Origin of the sequence: Clostridium sp. AF12-41 (genome assembly GCF_003461685.1) — a bacterium.
In the GTDB taxonomy this organism is placed as follows: Bacteria; Bacillota; Clostridia; order Lachnospirales; family Lachnospiraceae; genus Otoolea; species Otoolea fessa.
Map to the genome: position 1 here is coordinate 486,584 of NZ_QTXO01000002.1, position 22,672 is coordinate 509,255.

The 22,672-nt window shown below is 48.0% G+C and carries 19 protein-coding genes and 1 pseudogene; 3 read left to right on the plus strand and 17 right to left on the minus strand.

Annotated features, from left to right (window positions below):
- Nucleotides 1-197: 197 nt before the first annotated feature.
- Together DWV73_RS05730 and trxB are read right to left on the minus strand one after the other, a co-directional pair.
- Entirely contained in the window at nt 198-1,745 is a 1,548-nt protein-coding gene (locus DWV73_RS05730) for an SH3 domain-containing C40 family peptidase (RefSeq protein ID WP_117796098.1), read from the minus strand.
- A 211-nt stretch (nt 1,746-1,956) separates the two neighbouring features.
- On the minus strand, nt 1,957-2,874 hold the full coding sequence (trxB, locus tag DWV73_RS05735; RefSeq protein ID WP_117796099.1) for a thioredoxin-disulfide reductase: 918 nt from the start codon (nt 2,872-2,874) through the stop codon (nt 1,957-1,959).
- 316 nt (nt 2,875-3,190) lie between these two features.
- On the opposite strand from trxB, the gene DWV73_RS05740 reads away from it, so the two are divergent.
- Nucleotides 3,191-3,922: an SDR family oxidoreductase gene (locus tag DWV73_RS05740; protein WP_107001365.1), complete on the plus strand. Its 732-nt coding sequence runs from the start codon at nt 3,191-3,193 to the stop codon at nt 3,920-3,922.
- Here the strand turns inward: DWV73_RS05740 and DWV73_RS05745 are convergent.
- The 7 genes from DWV73_RS05745 to DWV73_RS05775 form a co-directional block, all read right to left on the minus strand.
- Nucleotides 3,919-5,292, minus strand: coding sequence for an MBOAT family protein (locus DWV73_RS05745; protein ID WP_347472208.1), 1,374 nt, complete (start codon nt 5,290-5,292; stop codon nt 3,919-3,921). The genes DWV73_RS05740 and DWV73_RS05745 overlap by 4 nt on opposite strands.
- Nucleotides 5,293-5,846: 554 nt before the next feature.
- Nucleotides 5,847-6,902 (minus strand): electron transfer flavoprotein subunit alpha/FixB family protein, encoded by a 1,056-nt coding sequence (locus DWV73_RS05750; protein WP_117796101.1) that lies wholly within the window; start codon nt 6,900-6,902, stop codon nt 5,847-5,849.
- A 29-nt stretch (nt 6,903-6,931) separates the two neighbouring features.
- A complete protein-coding gene (locus DWV73_RS05755) occupies nt 6,932-7,723 on the minus strand; it encodes an electron transfer flavoprotein subunit beta/FixA family protein (RefSeq protein WP_107001363.1) in 792 nt (263 codons plus the stop codon).
- Between the two features lie 71 nt (nt 7,724-7,794).
- Nucleotides 7,795-8,946: an acyl-CoA dehydrogenase gene (locus DWV73_RS05760; protein ID WP_107001362.1), complete on the minus strand. Its 1,152-nt coding sequence runs from the start codon at nt 8,944-8,946 to the stop codon at nt 7,795-7,797.
- A gap of 130 nt (nt 8,947-9,076) precedes the next feature.
- On the minus strand, nt 9,077-9,913 hold the full coding sequence (locus DWV73_RS05765) for a 3-hydroxyacyl-CoA dehydrogenase NAD-binding domain-containing protein (protein ID WP_117796102.1): 837 nt from the start codon (nt 9,911-9,913) through the stop codon (nt 9,077-9,079).
- A gap of 40 nt (nt 9,914-9,953) precedes the next feature.
- Entirely contained in the window at nt 9,954-10,730 is a 777-nt protein-coding gene (locus tag DWV73_RS05770; RefSeq protein WP_117796103.1) for an enoyl-CoA hydratase-related protein, read from the minus strand.
- Between the two features lie 101 nt (nt 10,731-10,831).
- The gene (locus DWV73_RS05775; protein ID WP_107001360.1) at nt 10,832-12,013 is read right to left on the minus strand and encodes an acetyl-CoA C-acetyltransferase; all 1,182 of its coding nucleotides are present in this window, start codon (nt 12,011-12,013) and stop codon (nt 10,832-10,834) included.
- A 505-nt stretch (nt 12,014-12,518) separates the two neighbouring features.
- Between DWV73_RS05775 and DWV73_RS05780 the strand changes: the two genes are divergently transcribed.
- Nucleotides 12,519-13,862: a butyryl-CoA:acetate CoA-transferase gene (locus DWV73_RS05780; RefSeq protein ID WP_107001359.1), complete on the plus strand. Its 1,344-nt coding sequence runs from the start codon at nt 12,519-12,521 to the stop codon at nt 13,860-13,862.
- A gap of 219 nt (nt 13,863-14,081) precedes the next feature.
- Here DWV73_RS05780 and DWV73_RS05785 read toward each other — a convergent pair whose 3' ends face one another.
- The 6 genes from DWV73_RS05785 to DWV73_RS05810 form a co-directional block, all read right to left on the minus strand.
- Complete coding sequence (locus tag DWV73_RS05785) at nt 14,082-15,761, minus strand: DUF5722 domain-containing protein (protein WP_117796104.1); 1,680 nt, start codon at nt 15,759-15,761, stop codon at nt 14,082-14,084.
- Between the two features lie 286 nt (nt 15,762-16,047).
- Nucleotides 16,048-18,051 (minus strand): heavy metal translocating P-type ATPase, encoded by a 2,004-nt coding sequence (locus DWV73_RS05790; RefSeq protein ID WP_117796105.1) that lies wholly within the window; start codon nt 18,049-18,051, stop codon nt 16,048-16,050.
- A gap of 168 nt (nt 18,052-18,219) precedes the next feature.
- Nucleotides 18,220-18,438: a cation transporter gene (locus DWV73_RS05795; RefSeq protein WP_117796106.1), complete on the minus strand. Its 219-nt coding sequence runs from the start codon at nt 18,436-18,438 to the stop codon at nt 18,220-18,222.
- Nucleotides 18,439-18,565: 127 nt separating this feature from the next.
- Nucleotides 18,566-18,925 carry a metalloregulator ArsR/SmtB family transcription factor gene (locus DWV73_RS05800; RefSeq protein WP_022358591.1) on the minus strand — a complete coding sequence of 120 codons (360 nt, stop codon included), beginning with the start codon at nt 18,923-18,925 and terminating at the stop codon, nt 18,566-18,568.
- 503 nt (nt 18,926-19,428) lie between these two features.
- A complete protein-coding gene (locus DWV73_RS05805; RefSeq protein WP_117796107.1) occupies nt 19,429-19,626 on the minus strand; it encodes a tautomerase family protein in 198 nt (65 codons plus the stop codon).
- A 17-nt stretch (nt 19,627-19,643) separates the two neighbouring features.
- Nucleotides 19,644-20,813: an iron-containing alcohol dehydrogenase gene (locus tag DWV73_RS05810; RefSeq protein WP_107001505.1), complete on the minus strand. Its 1,170-nt coding sequence runs from the start codon at nt 20,811-20,813 to the stop codon at nt 19,644-19,646.
- A gap of 716 nt (nt 20,814-21,529) precedes the next feature.
- Here DWV73_RS05810 and DWV73_RS05815 point away from each other — a divergent pair.
- Entirely contained in the window at nt 21,530-21,796 is a 267-nt protein-coding gene (locus DWV73_RS05815; RefSeq protein WP_107001355.1) for a phosphopantetheine-binding protein, read from the plus strand.
- Here DWV73_RS05815 and DWV73_RS05820 read toward each other — a convergent pair.
- Together DWV73_RS05820 and DWV73_RS05825 are read right to left on the minus strand one after the other, a co-directional pair.
- Nucleotides 21,793-22,017: pseudogene (locus tag DWV73_RS05820) on the minus strand (SAM-dependent methyltransferase); the annotation flags it as partial. The gene DWV73_RS05815 and the pseudogene DWV73_RS05820 sit on opposite strands and share 4 nt — an antisense overlap.
- A 45-nt stretch (nt 22,018-22,062) precedes the next feature.
- Nucleotides 22,063-22,527, minus strand: coding sequence for a low molecular weight protein-tyrosine-phosphatase (locus DWV73_RS05825; RefSeq protein WP_117796108.1), 465 nt, complete (start codon nt 22,525-22,527; stop codon nt 22,063-22,065).
- Nucleotides 22,528-22,672: the final 145 nt, after the last annotated feature.

The following is a 22,672-nucleotide window of genomic DNA, read 5'->3' on the forward strand; positions in this document are numbered from 1 at the left end:
GGTCGCCTGCGACATAATTCTTCTTCGCGCGAGTGCACACATTTTCCTATGAAAATGAAAAAATACCGCAAAATTGCTTGTCTCACCGATCAGAAATCTTCTGCCCCGCTGGCAACGTAATTTTGCGGTATTCCCACCGCGCCCTACGGATATGAAATCGTTCCGTAAGAACCGATATACTCCTTTATCTGCGTTTACTAATTTAAGAATGAAACTGCCTTACACGGTGTTCGGTAGTTGGACGGCGAAATCTTGATGCCGCTCTTTGCCGTACTTGCGTGGATAACCTGTCCATTGCCTATGTAAAGTGCTACGTGATTGATATAATTGCCGCTCGCATAAAAAAGCAGATCGCCCGGCTGTACTGCGCTGACCGCAACCTCCTTGCCCTTTGCCGCCTGATCTCTCGAGCTTCGTCCGGTTGAAATACCGAAATGTGCAAATACACTCATTGTAAATCCGGAACAGTCCGCGCCGTTTGTCAGACTGGTTCCGCCGTATACATACGGATTTCCAAGGAACTGCTTTGCATATGCCACAACCGCAGAACGGGTAGCATTTGTTACTTCATTTCCAGAAGAGGACGTACCGCCTGTGCCTGGTCCGCCGCCCGGTCCAACGCCGCTTGCAGTGGTCGCTTTCGTCGCTGCCGCGGTAGTCGGCGCTTTCGTCTCAGCTGCCTTTGTCGTCTCCTTGGCTGCCGCTGTCGTCCCAGCTGCCTTGCTTTCGCTCGGATTCGCCTCTATTGTTCCGCTGTAGGAAGTCTCCGGTGCTTTGGTCGTCTCTTTGGCCGCTGCCGTGGTTTCCTTCGCCGCTGCCGTGGTTTCCGCTGCCCTCGACTCTTCCTCGGCTTTCTTCTTTACCTGTTCCAGGTTCTCGATCGCCGCATTCGCTTCCTGTTTCAGTTTTTCTTCTTCAGCTTTCTGCTGCTGTTCCTCAGCTACGGAAACTGCCTGCTTAAAGTCTACCTGTGTCGTAATATAATCTTTATACACATATCCGACCAGATCATTATCGACGGAAATCTTGGCAAAATCGCCCTCTTCTCCGATCACCTCATACTCTGCATCGGCAGAAAGAAGATCCAGCGTCTTGCCCTCTAAGCTCGGCGTCTCTCTCAGGCGAAGCGTAGAGGTATTTGTAACCTTCGCGTAGGTTGTGCCGACTTCCTTGGCAATCTTGGACGCCTCCTCACCGGTCACAAAATACTGTGCTTTAATATAACCGGTCACGGAACCCGACTGGATATGGTACCATTTGCCGCCCTCGCCGTCCACCGTGTCCAGAATTGTCGCCGCACAGTTATTGTAAATCTTTCCAACTACCTCGCTGCCTGTGCTCGCCTGTGCGCGAACATTGACATAATTGGTCACACGGGAAATCGCGATATTATCGTAGATCGACTTGGACATCGCGCGGACAACCGCCTCAGTCTCGCCAGTTGTCTCCTTTGGCTGGGCTTTCGTCTCTGCTGCCACCTGTGCCGGTTTGGCTGTCTGCGCGCCGCCTGTCACGCCCGTCTGACCGGCTCCCGCCACTGCCAGAACTTCTTTAGAAGCAAATGCCTCCGCCAGCTCTTTTTCCGGGTTCAAGCTGCTCGCATAGTAATTATTGATCGCCACTGACGCACCAGCGACCGGGGCATCCGTCTCCAGATTCATCGCCGCCTGGGCGCTCATCTGTCCCGTCCCTGCCATCACAAGGCACGCCCCTGATGCTATCAGAAATTTCAGCGTTTTTCTCATAAGGACCTCCTACTCTTCTGTCCGTTCTGTTCCGTCGTTTTATCTCAAACTGTAACTGTTCAGTACCTTCACAGTCACGCGCAAAAATCCATTAAAAATTGCCTACGGCAATGGGATTTTTGCCTGCTGACCCATGTTTTCGTACGGTCAGCGCAGTAAATGCGCAGACCTACTAAACAGTTACTCTGTTTTCTTCTATGTTAAAAATGAGTTATGCCTGAAGATATCGCTCTGCAGATGCCACGCAGTTTGCACCGTCCGATGCCGCTGTCAGAATCTGGCGTAGCGCCTTGGTCCGGACATCTCCGGCTGCAAATACGCCCGGAACGCTCGTCTGACCGCTCTCATCCGCCCGGATATAGCCCTGCTCATCAAGCTCTAACTGACCCGCATACAGTTCACTCTCCGGTGCGATTCCGACCGCAATAAAGACGCCATCCACGTCCAGCCGCTTCTCTTCTCCAGTTTTGGTCTGTCTCAGCCGCAACGCCTCCACCTGACCATTTCCTTCAATCGCAGCCGTCTCACTGTTCCAGACAAATTCGACGTTTTCAAGCGCCTGTAAGCGCTCCTGCAGCCGTTTTGCCCCGCGAAGCTTGTCTCTGCGGTGGACGATATATACTTTTTCACACATCCGTGCAAGAAAAATTGCATCTTCCAGCGCCGCGTCGCCGCCGCCCACAACGGCAACCGTCCTTCCCCGGAAAAATGCCCCGTCGCAGGTCGCGCAGTATGAAACGCCTGCCCCGCGAAGTTCCTCTTCTCCCGGCACCTCCAACGTCCTGTGATGTGCTCCGGATGCCAGAATCACACAGCGTGCCTCATACGTCTCTTCCTCGCAGACTACTTTCTTCACATTTCCTGAAAGCTCGACCTGCACGACCTCATCCTGTACAACTCTTGCTCCCAGCTTGTTTGCATGCTCCCGGAACTGTCTGGAAAGCTCAAAGCCGGTCACACCCGGAAATCCCGGATAATTGTCCACCTCCCAGGTATTCAGCACCTGTCCGCCGCTGATTCCATTCTTCTCTATCACAATCGTATCCAGACATGCCCGCTGTGCATAAATCGCCGCACTCAAGCCAGCTGGTCCGGAACCAATGATTATTATATCATACATGGTATACAGTTCCTTTCTTCCGAATCTGTTCGGTAATTGATCCGCTCTATCACTGTGTCAGATCCATTTGGTTTTAGTATAACACATTTTGGCACTTTCATACAATGCTGTAAAACACTCAGAAGAGCAAAAAATGGATGAAAATTTCTTACGATTTTATGACAGGCGGAAAAATGAAACTATTTCATGAATTTTAAATACATGCTATAATTCAATCAAATATGATGTTGGGGTCAAAAGCTTTTGACCCCTCTGATACCGAATTGCTCTGCACTGCGTGCTCCCGCAATTCTCAAAAACATTCGCATATAAGGAGTTTACTGCCATGAATCATAAAACTATCCTCGTAACCGGCGCTTCCCGCGGAATCGGGAAAGCGATTGCATTAACCTACGCTAAGAACGGCTGGGATGTCGTGATTACCTGCCTGAGGCGGGAAGAAGAATTAAAAAAGACCCAGCGCGAAATTGAAGCGCTGGGCGTTTCCTGCCTTGCCTGGATGGGCGATGCGGGCGATTTTGAGAGCTGTTCCCGCCTGTTTGACGCGATCCGGGAGCGCTTCGGTTCCCTGGATGTCCTCGTCAACAATGCAGGGATTTCCTACATCGGTCTGTTCCAGGATATGACGCCGGACGAATGGAACCACATTCTCAATACCAACCTGACCTCCGTCTTCAACTGCTGCCGCCTCGCCGTTCCGATGATGGTGTCACGCAAATCGGGACGCATTCTCAATATTTCCTCCGTCTGGGGCGTCTGCGGCGCTTCCTGCGAAGTCGCCTATTCTGCCACCAAAGGCGGCATCAACGCCATGACGCGCGCCCTCGCGAAGGAACTTGCGCCGAGCAGCATCCAGGTCAACGCGATCGCCTGCGGCGCTATTGACACCGAAATGAACCAGTTTCTCGATGAAGAAGAACGGAATGCCCTGCTGGAAGAAATTCCAGCAGGACGTATGGGGCGTGCCGAGGAAGTCGGAAAACTGGCATACCAGCTGGGGAGCGAGGACTCCTATTTAACGGGACAGATAATTCAACTGGACGGCGGCTGGATCTAAAACCTGAAATAAATAAACGGATTATACGTGCTGCTGACGAGATACATGGTACACAAAAACAGCAGCACAGCCATAATCACAATATCCACTGTCTTTGTCACTTCTTTCTCATACAAATGCTCCCGCAGCTTCGGGCATATACTCTGCGCGATGCCCGAAAGCAGCACGCCCAGCACCGCAAGAAAAATCACCTTCGGATTCACGAACAGCGATGCCGGATAGATGCCGTTCTCCCAGGTAAACATCTGATGCAGGATCACTTTCGCATCCGCCAGCGTATCGGCGCGGAAGAACACCCAGCCAACCACTACAACCAACGCCGTATAGATGTGATTCAGTCCCCGGAAGCAGTTCTTCTCCAATAGCTTCCCAAGTCCCATGCGTTCCACCACCAGAAACAGCCCATGGTACAATCCCCAGATGATAAAGGTTGCCCCAGCGCCATGCCAGAGCCCGGTCGCAAAAAAGACAATCAGCAGATTAACATACGTCCGCACCTGCCCTTTCCGGTTGCCGCCCAGCGGGATATAAAGATATTCCCTAAACCAGGTCGAGAGTGAAATATGCCAGCGTCTCCAGAACTCGCGGATCGAGGTAGAGATATACGGATAATTGAAGTTCTCCATAAAATCAAATCCAAACATTTTTCCCAATCCGATCGCCATATCCGAATATCCCGAAAAATCAAAATAAATCTGAAGTGTGTACAAAACCGCCAACATCCACGCATTGACCGTTCCCAGCTGTGCCAGCGGTTTCTCCATCATCCAGTCCACCGTCGCCGCAAAGGTATTAGCAAACAACATTTTTTTCGCCAGTCCGTAGGAAAAGCGCTTGATTCCATACGCCATCCCCTCCGCCGTACACTGCCGGTTCCCAATCTGTTCGCAGACATCGTGATATTTGACGATCGGTCCCGCGATGAGCTGCGGAAAGAAGGAAATATAGAGCGCCAGATGAAAGATATTTTTCTGCGCCTGAATCGTCCCCCGGTACACATCCACCACGTAGGAAAGCGCCTGAAACGTGTAGAAGGATATTCCGACCGGAAGAGCAATCTCGCGGAAAGAAAGGGTATGTGCGCCGCCCGCAAAGCGGCTTAACAGAGAATTTGCAATCTCGACTGCGAAGTTAAAATATTTGAAATAGCCCAGAAGAAGGAGGTTTAAAAACACGCAGGTTGTAACAGCAAGGCGCATTCTGTGTTTACTCTGCATCCTCCCAATCCACAATCCAAAGAAATAATTCAGCCCGATCGAAACAAGCATCAGAATCACATACTTCGGCTCGCCCCACGCATAAAAAAAGAGGCTGGCCGCCAGAAGGACGCCATTGCGGATATGCAGATTTTTCGTTATAAAATAAAGCAAAAATACCGCTGGCAAAAAATACCATAGGAACACAAGGGAACTAAATAACATAAATCATACCATCCTGTATTTGTTACTGTTCACACATACGTGCCCAGTAACGGAATTTGCCGTGGCTTCTCTTTTAAATCCGGCAAATTCCTGCCGCCACCACGTTTTCTTACGGCACTTTCGGTTCCAAAAGTGCCTACCCGTGAACAGTAACCTGTATTTTCTTATATAGCAGATAAATCATATCTATATTCCAGACACTCTATTATACGGGTAATCCCCCTTAATCTGTCAAGTGTTTTTGACCAGAATAAAGAATGTGCCTTGGCGCATCCTCGCGGAGCGTTTTTTGTTTCATAGGACGCAATTTCCTATGAAACAAAAAAACCCTGCCTCCCAGGTTCATCACCTCGGAAACAGGGTTCTCTTTACTCGCTGGCACGGGACTGCGGAGTACTGGGCGGAATAAATCCGTCCAGCCGGCGCTGTCTCATATATTTATCAGAGAAAAACATACAAAACTCTACTGCTATATGCTAAGAAGATTTTTCTTCCTATTTTAATTAGTTGTTCTTAGCTGCTGCTTTTGCTTCTTTGATCTTCTCAGTCAGCATCGGAACGATCTTGTTTAAGTCACCTACTACGCCGTAGTCAGCAACATCGAAGATCGGAGCAGACTCATCTTTGTTGATAGCAACGATGATGTCAGACTCTTCCATACCTGCCAGATGCTGGATAGCACCGGAGATACCGATTGCAAAGTATACGTTCGGACGAACAGTCTTACCTGTCTGACCTACCTGAAGATCCTTCGGTTTCCAGCCAGCATCTACAACTGCACGAGAGCAGCTTACGGTACCGCCGATAGCCTCTGCCAGATCATCCAGAATCTTGAAGTTCTCCGGGCTTCCTACGCCACGACCGCCGGATACAAGGATCTTAGCATCCATGATATCAACGGTGTTGGATACAGCCTTAACAACTTCCAGGATATCAACATATTTGTTGTTCTTTGTGAATCCCGGATTGAACTCAGTAACAACAGCTTTTTTGCCAGCTTCCTTCGGAGCCTTCTGCATAACACCCGGACGAACGGTTGCCATCTGCGGACGGAAATCCGGGCAAGCGATGGTAGCGATGGTGTTGCCGCCGAATGCCGGACGAGTCATAAGCAGCTGATTGTGCTTTGTCTCTCTACCCGGAACCGGATTCATCGGGAAATCACCGATATCAAGTTTTGTACAGTCTGCAGTCAGACCTGTATGGATTCTAGCGCAAACACGCGGACCAAGGTCACGACCGATTGCAGTAGCACCGATCAGGAAGATTTCCGGTTTGAACTCTTCAATAACAGATGCGATTGCATGTGTGTACGGCTCTGTACGGTACTCTTTTAACTCCGGATCGTCTACAACGATAACCTTGTCTGCACCGTACTCTGCTAACTGATCTGCAAGACCCTTAACGTCAGAACCAACTAAAACAGCGGTTACCTCTACTCCTAAATCTTTTGCTAATTCTTTACCTTTGCCAATCAGCTCAAAAGCGATATTGCTGATAACATTATCCACCTGCTGTGCAAAGACAAATACGCCCTTATATGCTTCTAAGTTGTTCATCTTATTCACCACTCTTTTCTATAAAATAATTAGATAATGTGTTTCTCTGCCAGTTTGCCAACGATATAATCTGCGGAAGCTGCCGGATCCAGTTCTACTTTCTCGCCAGCACCCTTTCTTACCTTATCGGAAGCTTTTGCGATCTGTGTCGGTGATCCCTTCAGACCAAGGTTGGAATCCTCAACCTCTTTCAGATCTTTTCTGCCCCAAACGGTGATCTCTTTTGCATATGCATCAAAGATTCCGCCCGGAGTCATATAACGCGGCTCGTTTAACTCTGCAAGAGCGGTTAAAAGACACGGAAGCTGTGCTTTTACTACATGATATCTATCATCATACTGACGCTCAACTACGATGTATTTCTCAGCTTCGTTTACTTCACGAATCTTCTGAGCGTAGCTGATTACCGGAAGGCCAAGGTGCTCGGAGATCTGCGGACCTACCTGAGCGGTATCGCCATCGATAGCCTGACGGCCAGTAATGATTAAGTCATAATCCAAGTTGCGAAGTGCGCCTGCGATTGTCTGGGAAGTAGCCCAGGTATCTGCACCACCAAGTACACGGTCAGTTACAAGAACACCATTGTCTGCGCCCATAGCCATAGCCTCGCGAAGAACCTCTTCAGCCTTCGGAAGACCCATAGTAACTACGGTAACTTCTGCACCATACTGATCTTTTAAGCGAAGCGCTGCCTCCAGACCTGCTTTATCATCTGGGTTCATGATTGCCAGCATTGCGCTTCTGTCAAGAGTACCATCCGGGTTAAATTTAACTCCGCCTTTGGTATCCGGAACCTGTTTTACACAAACTACAATTTTCACGGTATTTTCACTCCTTATTTTTTTCTTTTTTCTCTAGGACTGAGATTGTTCTGATTTCTCTGCAGACTGAATTATTTTAACAGATCAGCGGAGATAACCATTCTCTGAACCTCAGATGTACCCTCGTAGATCTCAGTGATCTTAGCATCACGCATCATACGCTCTACGTCGTACTCTCTCGTGTAGCCGTAACCACCGTGAAGCTGTACAGCCTTGGTTGTAACTTCCATAGCAACCTCTGCTGCATACAGTTTAGCCATAGCTGCTTCTACAGAATAGGTTTTCTGTGTCTTCTTAGCAACGGCTGCTCTGTAAACAAGGAGCTGAGCTGCTTTAACTTTGGTAGCCATATCTGCCAGCTGGAACTGAGTGTTCTGGAACTGACCGATAGCACGACCAAACTGTTTTCTCTCTTTTACATAATCAACAGTTCTCTCAAGAGCGCCCTCTGCAAGACCAAGTGCCTGGGAAGCGATACCGATACGTCCGCCATCCAGGGTATGCATAGCGATGTGGAAACCTTTGCCCTTCTGGCCAAGCAGGTTCTCTTTCGGGATACGGCAATCTGTGAAGATCAGCTCGTATGTAGCAGATCCACGGATACCCATCTTCTTCTCTTTGGTACCGAAGGTGAAGCCCGGAGTTCCTTTCTCTACGATAAATGCAGAGATCTCTTTTTTCTTTCTGCCCTTTACTTCAACAACGCCTGTTACAGCGATGATAACGTAAATGTCAGCCTCTTTACCATTAGTAATGAAAACTTTGGAGCCGTTTAATACCCACTCGTCGCCGTCTAATACAGCCTTGGTCTGCTGACCCTGAGCATCTGTACCAGCACCCGGCTCAGTAAGACCGAAAGCACCAAGCTTCTCGCCCTTAGCAAGCGGAACCAGGTATTTCTGTTTCTGCTCTTCAGTACCGAAGGTCTGGATCGGATCGCAGCACAGAGATGTGTGTGCAGATACGATAACGCCGGTAGTACCACAAACTTTGGAAAGCTCCTCAACGCACATAGCGTATGTTAACGGATCACAGCCCTGTCCACCATACTCCTTCGGAACCGGGATGCCCATGAAGCCAAGCTTCTGCATCTTTTTAACAGTTTCCTCCGGGAAGTGCTCTGTCTCGTCAACTTCCTGTGCCAAAGGTTTTACTTCGTTCTCGGCGAAGTCATGGAATAACTTTCTCGCCATTTCATGCTCTTTACTTAATGTAAAATCCATGTGTCTATTCCTCCATCATTTTCTTATATACGCTTAAGAGGCGGCTTTAAGCGCCGCCCCGTTGCGGTTCTTAAAAATCTGGTACTCTATTATGTTTTCATCTGGTCAAGCAGCCAGACTTATGTACATATTAGTTGTACTTGTAGAAGCCTTCGCCAGACTTACGGCCAAGCTTGCCGCCGCGAACCATCTTTCTAAGAAGCGGCTGCGGACGGTACTTCGGGTCACCAGTCTCAGACTGAAGTACTTCCATGATAGCCAGAACAACGTCCAGACCTACCAGGTCGCCCAGTTCAAGCGGTCCCATCGGATGGTTAGCACCCAGCTTCATAGCGGTATCAATACCCTCTACAGAAGCCTCGCCCTCAGCGTAGATACCGATAGCTTCGTTGATCATCGGGATGAGGATACGGTTTACTACGAAACCAGCGCCCTCTTCTACCTGTACCGGGATCTTGCCGATCTCTTCAGAGATCTTCTTAACTTTGTCAACAATCTCTACCGGAGTGTTTAAGCCTGCGATAACCTCAACCAGCTTCATAACCGGAGCCGGGTTGAAGAAGTGCATACCGATAACCGGGCGGTCAAGACCTGCACCGATCTCAGTAATGGACAGAGAAGAGGTGTTGGTAGCGAATATGCAGTCTGCCTTGCAGATAGCGCCCAGCTCTTTGAAGGTCTGTTTTTTGATCTCCATGTTCTCGATTGCTGCCTCAACTACGAGATCGCAGTCGCTGCAGATAGTCTTAACGCCGGTATGGATTCTGGCAAGGATCTTGTCTGCATCCTCTTTTGCCATCTTTCCTTTTGCTACTCTCTTCTCAAAGTTCTTGGAAATTTTCAGTTTGCCGTTGGAAGCAAACTCTTCGTTAATATCACACAGGCATACTTCATATCCATCTACCTGGGCAAATGCCTGAGCGATTCCGGAACCCATGGTTCCTGCACCAATAATACCAACTTTCATGACAAATCCTCCTGAAATTATACAACTATAATTTAACTAACTATCTATTGTTAAACTGCTCCACTTTCCGTTTCTCAAGGAATGCCTGCATACCGTTCTTCTGATCTTCTGTCTCGAAGCATCCGCCAAACAGTTTTTCCTCGATCACGATAGCCTGATCCATATCAGTCTGAAGTCCGTCGTTCATCGCCTTCTTGCTGTTTCTGACAGCGATCGGAGCCATCTTTGCGATAGTGCCTGCCAGCTTCTTCGCAGCCGGCATCAGCTCTTCCTGTGTATAAACAGCATTTACAAGTCCGACACGGTATGCCTCGTCCGCTTTGATGTTGCGGGACGCAAATACCATCTCTTTTGCCTTGCCCGGTCCGATGAGACGTGCGAGTCTCTGTGTACCGCCGAAGCCTGGTGTGATACCAAGACCTACTTCAGGCTGTCCGAATAATGCATTGTCCGAGCAGATACGGATATCACAGCTCATGGCAAGCTCGTTGCCGCCGCCGAGTGCGAAACCGTTTACTGCCGCGATAACCGGAACCGGGAAGGTTTCGATCTTGCGGAAAATATCGTTGCCGAATTTACCGAAGTGCTCGCCCTGCTCCTTGGTCATCACGCTCATGGCAGCAATGTCAGCACCAGCTACGAAAGATTTCTCTCCTGCGCCGGTCAGGATAATTGCACGAATTTCGGAAAGGTCTACTGCATCAAATGCAGCTTCAATATCCTTCAGCACATCCTCGTTTAACGCGTTCAGTGCCTTCGGACGATTAATAGTTATGACTGCGACGTGTCCGTCTACCTCATAGTCTACAAATCCCACTTCCAGTTCCTCCTAAAAAGCTCTTGAATTGAAATACGTAAAACCAGAAACAGCCGGAGCGCCGGGGATAAGCCCCGACGACTCCGGTTCTGCGTCAGAAATTAGTCTCTCTCAACGATCGTTGCGCAGCCCATGCCGCCACCGATACACAGAGTAGCCAGACCCTTCTTAGCGTCACGTTTCTGCATCTCGTATAACAGAGTTGTCAGGATACGGCAGCCAGATGCTCCTACCGGATGTCCGATAGCGATTGCACCGCCGTTTACGTTCAGGATGTCTTTGTTGAAGCCAAGGTCACGAGCTACAGCGATAGACTGAGCTGCGAATGCCTCGTTTGCCTCGATCAGATCGAAGTCTTCTACCTTCCAGCCTGTCTTCTTCAGCACCTTCTTGGTAGCTGCAACCGGTCCAATACCCATGATGCTCGGATCTACACCGCCCAGAGCGCCTGCTACCCATGTAGCCATCGGTTTGATACCCAGTTCTTTTGCTTTCTCTTCGCTCATAACAACTACAGCTGCTGCACCATCGTTGATGGAGGAAGCGTTACCAGCTGTTACACGTCCGTCTTTCTTGAATGCCGGACGAAGCTTGCCAAGAACCTCTACAGTGGAACCCGGACGCGGACCCTCATCGGTATCTACGATAACAGTCTCTTTTTTCTTCTTAACTTCGATCGGAACGATCTCGTCTTTGAAACGTCCAGCCTCGATAGCTGCGCAAGCCTTCTGCTGGCTAGCTGCTGCAAACTCATCGAGTTCTTCTCTTGTGATACCCCACTGATCGCAGATGTTCTCAGCGGTGATACCCATGTGGTAATCGTTGAATGCATCCCACAGAGCGTCATTTACCATGGTGTCGATCATGGTCGCATTGTTCATACGGTATCCGTAACGAGCCTTCATCAGAGCATACGGAGCTGCGGACATGTTCTCTGCACCACCAGCTACTACGATGTCAGCATCGCCTGCAAGGATCATATCTGCTGCTGCGTTTACAGCATTCAGACCAGAACCGCAAACCACGTTCAGGGTAACTGCCGGAACTTCTACCGGAAGACCAGCTTTCAGAGACATCTGACGTGCTACGTTCTGACCAAGGCCAGCCTGGATAACACATCCCATGTATACGTGATCAACCTGCTCCGGAGCAACGCCTGCTCTCTTCAGAGCCTCCTTGATAACTACGGCACCCATCTCAGCTGCTGGAACAGTACTGAGCTGGCCACCCATGGAACCTACTGCGGTACGGCATGCACTTGCAATTACGACTTTCTTAGACATTGAAAAAATCCTCCTTGAAAATGATCCACCACGTAAATAACACAACTGCAGTAAATAGTAAAATAGTGATAAATATGATAGTGTATTTGTATCTTAACACCCCGCGCGGCTCCTGTCAAATAATTATCAATGGATTTATAAAGATTTAAGATTCTCATTTTTCCGCGTACAATCCACTTATTTCTACATCGTTTTGATCTCCTTTAGGCGGAATGCACAATTTTTTTCTTCCGTTTTCTCAATAAAAGCGGTCTTCTCTGGCATTATAACCAACGTGGTATTTTGTTTGTGAATTAATAGACAAAGTCATTTCTTTTCCATTTACATACACTTATATCTGTAATTCATAAATATGAATATGTCGTCATTTTCCCCTATTTTGTCCTCCGCCTCTTTCGTTGACAAGGGGTAGTGGAGATGATACACTGATAAACAACGGGGGATGTCCGAATCACGCATTTGTACGGACTTCTTCATATTATTAAAAAGGACAAGGTGAATAAGTATGGATTACAAGAAACTGTATGCAGAAAAGCTGGTTTCCGCTGAAAAAGCTGCTTCCGTCGTTAAATCTGGCGACTGGGTTGACTATGGCTGGACCACCGGCACTCCGGTAGCAGTCGATGCTGCTATCGCAAAACGTCTTCCGGAACTGGAGAATGTAAACTTCCGCGGCGGTATCCTGATGTGGGTACCGGAGATCTTCAAGATCGAAAACCCGGCAGCTCATATGACCTGGAACTCCTGGCACATGAGCGGTATCGAGAGAAAGGCAATCGCACAGGGATTCAGCTTCTATGCTCCGATCCGTTATTCCGAGCTTCCGAGATACTATCGTGAGTCCGCAACCAAACCGGATGTAGCTGTATTCCAGGTCGCTCCGATGGACGAGCACGGTTATTTCAACTTCGGACCAAATGCTTCCCATATGGCAGCCTGCTGCGAGACTTCCAAGGTTGTCATCGTAGAGGTCAATGAAAATATGCCGGTCTGCCTCGGCGGATTTGAGAACGGCGTTCATATCTCCAACGTAGACATGATCGTAGAGGGCAGCAACCCGACCATCGCAGAGATGGGAGGCGCCGCAGCAGCGACTGATGTCGATGAAGCAGTTGCAAAACTGATCGTAGACGAGATCCCGGATGGTGCCTGCTTACAGTTAGGTATCGGCGGTATGCCGAACGCAGTTGGTTCCCTGATTGCGAAATCCGACTTAAAGGATCTGGGTGTTCACACCGAGATGTACGTTGACGCATTCGTTGATATTGCCGCAGCCGGCAAGATCACAGGCGCTCACAAAGCACTGGACAAAGGCCGTCAGGTATACGCATTCGGCGCTGGTACCAAGAAACTGTATGACTACTTAAACAACAACCCGGCCTGCATGAGTGCTCCGGTTGATTACACCAACGACGTCCGCACCATCGCAGCCCTGGACAACTTCATGTCCATCAACAACGCGGTTGACCTCGACCTCTTCGGTCAGGTAAATGCAGAGTCCGCAGGAATCAAGCACATCAGCGGTGCAGGCGGACAGCTTGACTTCGTTCTGGGCGCTTACCTGTCCAAGGGCGGAAAGAGCTTCATCTGCTGCTCCTCCACCTTCAAGAACAAGGCTGGCGAGCTGCAGTCCCGTATTCTCCCGACCTTAAATCAGGGTTCCATCGTAACCGATACACGTGCAAACCTGCACTACCTGGTAACTGAGTACGGTAAAGTAAACTTAAAGGGTCTTGCAACCTGGCAGAAATGCGAAGCTATCATCTCCGTTGCACATCCGCAGTTCCGCGATCAGCTGATTAAGGAAGCTGAGAAGATGCATATCTGGAGACAGAGCAATAAGATCTGATAAGAACTCAAGATCTGATAAAATCGGCAGGATTCGGAGACAAAATCCAGCAAACCATCCATGGTATCTGAGACTCCCGGTTCTCCGATACATCAGATACGTTTATTTTCTAAAAAAAGTGCTTTTCCTCTCAAGAAATTTTCTTCGAGAAGAAAGGCACTTTTTTATTTATACTTTTTTCTTATAGTTTTTGTTCTACAAATCTCTGTCTACCATCCGCTACTGTTCCAGAGACTTCCACCGGAAGTTCGGAATCACATCCGACCACTTATTAATTCCGATGATTGATTTTGCAAAATTCGAAGTTTCCAGCGTGTATCTCTTCTGATCAATGTCGTGGAAAACTCTCCAGAGCTTTCGATCCTTTACCGCTACAATCTCATTGCCCTGATTCATATCACAGGACCACAGACCGAAGCTTAAGCCTGCCCTTACCTCTGACGGCGCATCGACCTGACGACTCAGAATGTACGCGTCGATATACGGGTTGCTGTCTACGATATAGTAAGAATATGCAAATGCCGCCGCCTGGATATCCGACACATCGCCACGCGTCAGACTCTGTGCAGTAAATCCTTCCTCCGTCAGAATGACATGGCGCACCTCGCCAGATGCTGTCTTCATCGAATCCTGATTCAGATAATCGGTCAGTACATGCAGGTTTGCAAAGTTGACAATCGGTGAATCTGCACTCTCGGTTACCAGCCCCGTTGCCGGATCATCCCAGAATTCCGGTTCCGTCATCGGGTACGGATACGGATGGTAGGCAATGCCCCAGTCCATCTGGCCTTCCGTTACTGCCAAGGCGTTAAACGTATCAACAATGCCTTTGCCCGTATAATGCACCTGATCGTTCAGGTTCTCATACGGAGCTCCCCACCAGAAATCAAGTGAAAAATAAACCCGGTCATTCGCACTTGTGCTCTTGATCGCCGTGTAGAACGTGCGGAATGCCTGCTGATACGTGGATACATATGCATTCAAATCTGCCGGTCCCATGTAGTTCCAAATCTGGTTGTTGATCTCATTGCCCAGAATCCAGTTGGAAATCTTCGCATAATTTGAATTATGATTCTTGCCGCTGTAACGATCCGCCAAAAACGCGAAGATCGCACGCGTTGTCTCAAATCCTTCCTGTGTCTTCGTGTTAAACATATAATAATTGGCGCTCGAAGATTTCGCAGTTCCCGCATGAACCAGTTCCGGGTGCGCGTCATTCCAGTCATTTAAAACGATCGCCGTCACGGATATATCTTTTCCGATATATGCACTGATCACCTTGTCATAATTTTCAACCACCGACTTATTAAAATGATACGTTTTTCCATCGTACTCATAATCAATGCCACTTCCTAAAAACTGGGAAAATGCGATATTGACCGCCACATGTTTGACGCCCAGTGTAAATGCATCGTTGAGCATATTTAACTGGATATTCAAGCCCTTTTTCGTCAGCGGCGTCTTAAACGCATCCTGATTGGATGCAACCACCTCCGGATTTGTGATATAATGTGCCGCGCCAACTGCCGTAAATGCAGTTCCGTCAAACACTGCCGGAACAAACCGGCTGTAAAGGCGGTCCTGGGCAGTTCCCTTGTTTAAAGGAATCGAGACGGTCCTCGTTTCCCCTGCGCCTACGCTGCTGACATAATCAGTCCGGCTTCCAATCTCCGACTCATACGGCCGCAATTCAAACAGATAAATCTTTCCGTCCGTCCCCGTTGTATCACCGTTGCTTGAAAGTGAAATATCCACTGTATTCTGCCCCGAACCAATCAGACAGGAGCCGATCGAAGCGGTTATCTGAAACGTCTGCGCCGCCAGTGCTGTGAACGCAGCCGCCACACTCAGGCAGACCGCTGCAGCCAGGACAAGCGCCGTTTTCATCCATTTTTTCATCCTGTTCCTTCCTTTCCGTCTAATATCCTATGGTATTTGATCATACTTCATTCTTCCGTCAGATTCAATTACTATTTTATTAAGGATTATTACAACTATTTTGGAAATCCTGTATGATTCCCAGCATTTTATCTTTTCCAAGCCTTGATTTCTTTCTTATTCCTATTCTTTTACCACTTGCAAATATTGGTTTTATATATAAATCCCTTAGAGCCGCAAATTTAAAAAGCTACAGTTTCCGGAACCATCAAGTATTCCTTCCGCCATAGCTTTTTGATATTAGCGATTATTTAGTTCTTAATGCCCTCATCGCATTTAAAATTGCAATGACGGAAACACCGACGTCCGCAAACACGGCTTCCCACATATTCGCCACTCCAGCCGCGCCCATCAGAAGCACAACCGCCTTAACCGCCAGGGCAAACACGATATTCTGGTGCGCGATTGCCATTGTCTTGCGTCCGATTTTAACCACACCTGCAATCTTCGCCGGGTTATCATCCATCAGGACAATGTCCGCCGCCTCGATCGCCGCGTCACTTCCCATGCTTCCCATTGCAATACCGACATCTGCGCGGGAGAGAACCGGTGCATCGTTGATGCCGTCGCCGACAAATGCCAGCTTCCGCTTTCCGGTCATCTCCGCCAGCATCTCCTCGACCTTCTGCACCTTATCCGCCGGAAGCAGCTCCGTGTACGCCTGATCGATACCGACCTTCGCAGCCACCGCCTCGCCGACCGCTTTCCGGTCGCCCGTCAGCATAACAGTACGGCGGATTCCAGCCGCCTTCAGTCCACGGATCGCATCCTCCGTCTCCGGCTTGATCGTATCGGCAATCAGGATACTTCCGGCAAATTTTCCGTCCTTTGCCAGATAAATCACAGTGCCGATGCCGTCGCATTCCTGATACGGTATATTTTTACTCTTCATCAGGCGTCCATTACCCGCCAGAACTTTGTGACCGTCGATCGTTGTCTCGATACCATGACCGGAAATCTCGTTGGTTTCACCGATGCGGGTTAAGTCGATCAGGGGTTTGCGTACTACTCCCTGCACACCCTCTTTGGACTGCACCTCTTTTATTGTGTCATTGTCAGCATCCAGAACGATTTCTGCTGTTCCCGCATTCGCCTTTTGAGTTTCTGCTTCTGCCAAACTGCCTTTTCTCTCACGATACGCCTCCCGTATCGATTCCGCGATCGGATGCGTCGAATAATTCTCGGCATACGCCGCCAGCTCCAGAAGCTCATCCTCACTGATTCCCGCCGGATACAGCTCCGTCACTTTAAACTCGCCCTTCGTCAGGGTGCCTGTCTTATCAAATACAACCGTATCCAGCTCCGAAACTGCCTCCAGATAATTGCTTCCCTTGACTAACACACCGATGCGGGATGCAGCACCAATGCCGCCAAAGAAGCTAAGCGGAACCGAAATCACCAACGCACACGGGCAGGAAATTACCAGGAAAATACAAGCTCTCTGAATCCACTCGCCAAATTCTCCGCCCAGCACAATCGGCGGCACAAATGCCAAAGCAACCGCCGCGATCACGACCACCGGCGTATAATATCTGGCAAACCGGGTGATAAAGTTCTCCACCTTCGCCTTCTTGCTGCTGGCATTCTCCACCAGCTCCAGAATCCGCGCCACCGTCGAATCATCAAATTCTTTCGTCACGCGCACCCGCAGAAGCCCGCTGCCATTGACACATCCGCTGATGATTTCATCCCCGGCTGCCGCACGGCGCGGTACCGATTCACCAGTCAGCGCCGAGGTATCGATCATCGATTCACCCTCTACCACCACGCCATCCAGCGGAATCCGCTCTCCCGGCTGTACCACGATGATGTCATCTACTTCCACATCATCCGGATCGACCTGCTCTATCTGTCCATCTTTTTCAATATTGGCATATTCCGGGCAGATATTCATGAGATCGCTGATCGACTGGCGCGAACGGTTGACCGCATAACTCTGAAACAGCTCGCCAACCTGATAGAACAGCATAACCGCAACCGCCTCAGAAAACTCGCCCACACCGAACGCTCCGAACGTCGCTACTGTCATGAGGAAATTCTCATCAAACACCTGACCATTTTTAATCCCCCGGAACGCCTTGTATACAATATCCCATCCAATAATCAGATACGGAATTAAAAATACGACTAACTCTGTCCACGGCTGCGGCATTCCGGCAAATACATTCATTTTTTTCGCTGCTGCCGCCGCGATATATACGATTGCCGCCGCGACGATCCGCTTCAGCATCGTTTTCTGCTTCTGATTCATAAAGCCTCCCTTCATTCTGGAAACACATTCCTAGAAAAAAAGATATAGGAAAATGTGCCGGCACAGCTCATTTGCCTATATCTTTTTACTTTGCCCTTCTGTGCATTACACAATCTGATTTTATTCTTTTAAAAAGCAGCTTTTGATCCGATTATGCCTTTTCCAATTTTACATATTAATAACGCAGTCCGGTTCCACCTTCTTGCACACTTCTACAACCTCTTTCATGATCTCGTCGAAACGTGCGTCATCCGCATCGATCGTCATTTTCTGCATCATAAAGCTGACACTCGCATCATTGACTCCATCCAGCTTCTTGATCGCATCCTCCATCTTTGCTGCACAGTTTGCACAATCCAGATCAGTTAATTTAAATTTCTTCTTCATGATAATCCTCCTCTTTTTATTGAGTTATAAATTTTTAATGTTTGCTTTTCGAGACCTGCAATTTTTTCTTTACAGATAGCACCGCTTTCACATTCATTCAATCCATTATCATCATTCAAGGAACTTGCTATTCTTTAATATGCTCAAAGCCCTGGTTGATAATCCGGTAAACATGGTCGTCTGCCAGCGAATAGAACACCGACTTTCCGTCCCGTCGGCTCTTGACAAGCTGCGACTGCTTGAGAATCCGAAGCTGATGCGAAATCGCCGACTGCGTCATATTAAGCAGCTGTGCAATGTCGCAAACACACATCTCCGACTCAAACAGCACAAACAAAATCCGGATCCGCGTCGAATCACCAAATACTTTAAACAGCTCCGCCAGATCATACAAATCATCGTCATCCGGCAGCATTCCCCGGACCGACTGCACAACCTCATCGTGAACAGCACACTCCTCACAGCACTCTACATCATGAATTGCCATCCGATTTCTCCCTTCATGCTACGCGTTTCTGCCCTGCTTCACTGCTTCTTTCGTGAAAGCAGTGAAGCAGGATTTTATCAAGATTTCTTTGAAATATTTTTATTTATATGAATCATTGTTCATATGTTCATTATATGAATGTAACTGGGAAATGTCAAGAAATATTTGTGGGAATTTAAAAGGAGTAAATGAAATGTTTTCTCAATTATAAAATGCTGCAAAAAAGACTGTTCATACAGACAAAATCCACTAAGTAATGCGCGTAAATGTGCTTCTTTCTGCCCGGTTTACAGATGATACTCTGTAAGCCGGCACAGTTCAAATATCTATTTTCTACATCCTATGCTTTTTTGTCTATTTATGAACAGTCCGTTCTTTTTTATTCATTATTATATATCTTTTGCAGTTTATTTTTCCGACACTGCTTGAGCTATATTATCCATTGGTATATTATCCATCGTCTGATGATCTTTTGCCTCTTTCTGCAACCCCGACTTAGACTTCTAATAGAATCTCTCCTCGCCCGGAATCGCATCCAAATGTTCCTGCCATTTCTCAGCCGGTACATCATGAACCGATACCGTCACAACCTTCGGATCCTTCTTTAATTCTTCTGATACCAGCGTTCTGACCTTCTCGGCCAGCGCTGCCTTCTCTTCCCGGCTCCGTCCCGGGTACATAGATATTGCAATGTGTGGCATGATTTTCCTCCTTTGTACTAATAGCACTCTTCCAAAATATCCAAGATTTCCGCGTGCGTCAGCTGCCGATACCCGCCGTCATTGCGGATACATGAATCAGCAATCGTTTTCAGCAGGCTCTGATCTGTGATCCCCAGTTCCCGCAGCGTCCCCGGCAAACCAATCTCATGAATAAACGCCTGCAATGCGTCAATTCCGCCAAATGCCAGTTCTTCCTCATCGCCGCCATCTGGTGACATTCCCCAGACATTTACGGCAAATTTCACAAATTTCTTGATGCCGTCCCGGCAAATTCGACGATAATACGCCGGATGGATCACGCCAAGTCCCATGCCGTGGTTGCAGTCCGTGTAAGCCCCCATCTGATGTTCAATCATATGCGCCTCAAAATCACACTGTTTTCCTAATTTGATAATGCCAATCTCCGCCATCGTGGATGCCCACATCAGGTTGCTGCGCGCCTCATAATTTTCCGGTTCCCGGATCGCCACCGGCAGGTTCGCAATAATACTCCGCATCAACGCCTCCGAGATCGCATCCGAAAGATTATCCTCATCCGGTGCACTGAAATATGTCTCCATCACATGGCTGAGCATATCAAAACCGCCCGCTGCCGTCTGGAGTGGAGAAACCGTGTAGGTATATTTCGGATCCATCATCGCAAACACCGGATTGCAGCGCGGATAATTCCGGCTCGTCTTAATTTTCTGTTCCTCATGGGTGATTACACCCTCGCCGTTGACCTCGCTTCCAGTGCCGACCACGGTCACAATCACGCCCACCGGAACCGGCTCAAAATCAATCTCGCCCTTTTTGATCCAGTATTCCTCCCAGACGTCCTTGTCCGTCGCAGCCGCCATTGAGATCGCCTTGCTGCAGTCCATGACCGAACCGCCGCCCACTGCCAGAATCAGATCTACCTGATTTTCCTGTACGACTTTTTTCCCTTCCATCACCTTGCTGTAGGTCGGATTCGGCATGATGCCTGAAAATTCTATCACCTGTTTTCCAGCCAGCTTTAAGACATCCATCACTTCCTGATAAATGCCATTCGTCTTGATCGAGCCGCCGCCATATGCCAGCATCACCGTTTCCCCATACGGCTTCACCGCCTCCAGCAGGTGCTCTTTCACACAGCCTCCGCCAAAATAAATCTTTGTCGCATTTTCAAATGTAAACGCCCGCATCGTTCCCTGTCCTTTCTGAACCCGTTCCGGCAAATGTTTTTGCATCCGCCTGATGTTCTGCCTTCTTCTTTGTAGATATGTTTTTTTGAATCTTTATTTTGATTATTTTTCTCCTTTATTTCAGATTCATCAAATGTTCAGCTATAATTCACACTAGATTTGACAAGTTCTCTGTAAGTGTTCATATTATATCACGATTCGCATCTTCGATGCTTACCGCTGCTGACGCAGCTATCGTGATCGCCATTCGCCGTTCGCCATAAATCTGCAAGCAGCTCTCTGGCTCACTTGCGCTCATTATATCATATTACCTTTTTACATTCTATCTTTTTCAGAAATTTCACGCATATATTTTCATTTTTATGAATAAAATTGCACAAACTTATATCTGCGTGTCATTTTTATTCCCCCATCCACTTCCAAAATATTTTCCGAAATTTATGATTTCTTCACATTCCGAACATACTTTTATCACATTTTTTCGATATAGTAATACGCGTAAAGGCAAAAGACCTTTCATAATATACTTTTTCATACCTACGCCGACAGGAGTCCGTTCCTGTCGGCTCCTCCTATTTTAAGGGATATATCTACTCAAGCGGGCAGTTTCATGATAAAATAAACACACAGATAGAATCATCTCACAAACACAGATTCTATATTAAATTTACAATAAAAATAGCTGCATGAATCACATATATTAGGAGGAACTTCTCATGAAACACGAACTGACGCAGGAAGAAATCCTGGTTGAAATAAAAGACATTCTATCAGAATACGTAGAAATCACCCGCCCGCTGACATCAGCTGACCGCCTGATCGACGATCTGGGGCTGGATTCATTTTTGATCGTATACTTTATCACAGAAATCGAAGACTGCTTCGAGATCGATATTCCGGAAACGGATTTTATCGAGCTTGTCACGGTCAAGGATCTCTGCGAACGGATTCAGCTGGAAATAAAAAAGCACTCCACTTATTAATACCAGCGTGTCATCGGCAAGTCATTATCAATTCCTTTTGTAAATAAAATCTGGTGCAGACGTAGATTTTCTACATCCAGGATATAAAATCCATCTGCTGAACCACAAGAAATCATTTCCCAGAGACTTAGAACCATTACGCCCGGGAAAATATATTTTTTAATCCACGAATCGCCCGGATGTTCCTCCAGCACACTGATAAATTGCAACAGAAACAGTCCGTTCCTTCTATCTTAACCTAAAATGAATACTCATCAAACTTTGGGTTATATCTGTCCCTGTTCTTTCAGATATGCCAGAAAACCCACACAGCCCTCCAGAACATCTTCATACGTCGCGTCAAAATCACCCGTATACCACGGATCCGCGATGTCACGGTCTGAACCTGCAAATGTGAGGAATTTATATATTTTCCCCTCTGGATCGCCTTTCAGCATCCGGTTTAAATTTCGGATATTGGCACTGTCCATACCTATGATATAATCAAATTTCTCATAATCCGCCCACGTCACCTGCCGCGCCCGGTGCGGCACCAGAGGAATTCCAACCTTCCTCAGCTTATTCACCGTCCCCCGGTGCGGTGGATTGCCGATTTCTTCGGTGCTTGTGGCGGCGCTGTCGATAAGGAAGTGGGCGGAAAGCCCTTGGGATGCGACTTTGTGGGTGAAGACACTTTGGGCTAGGGTGGAACGGCAGATGTTGCCGTGACAAACAAATAGTATTTTTATCATTGTTTTGTTTCTCCTTGTTTTGCCCCGGAATGCCCTGTTTTGCAAGGGTTTCTGGGATTTACGTAGTTTGCTCTGAAATTACAGATTGTGGCAAATCAGAGCAAGATTGAGCAAGTTGTTACTACCTGTTAGTAGTAAAATTGGT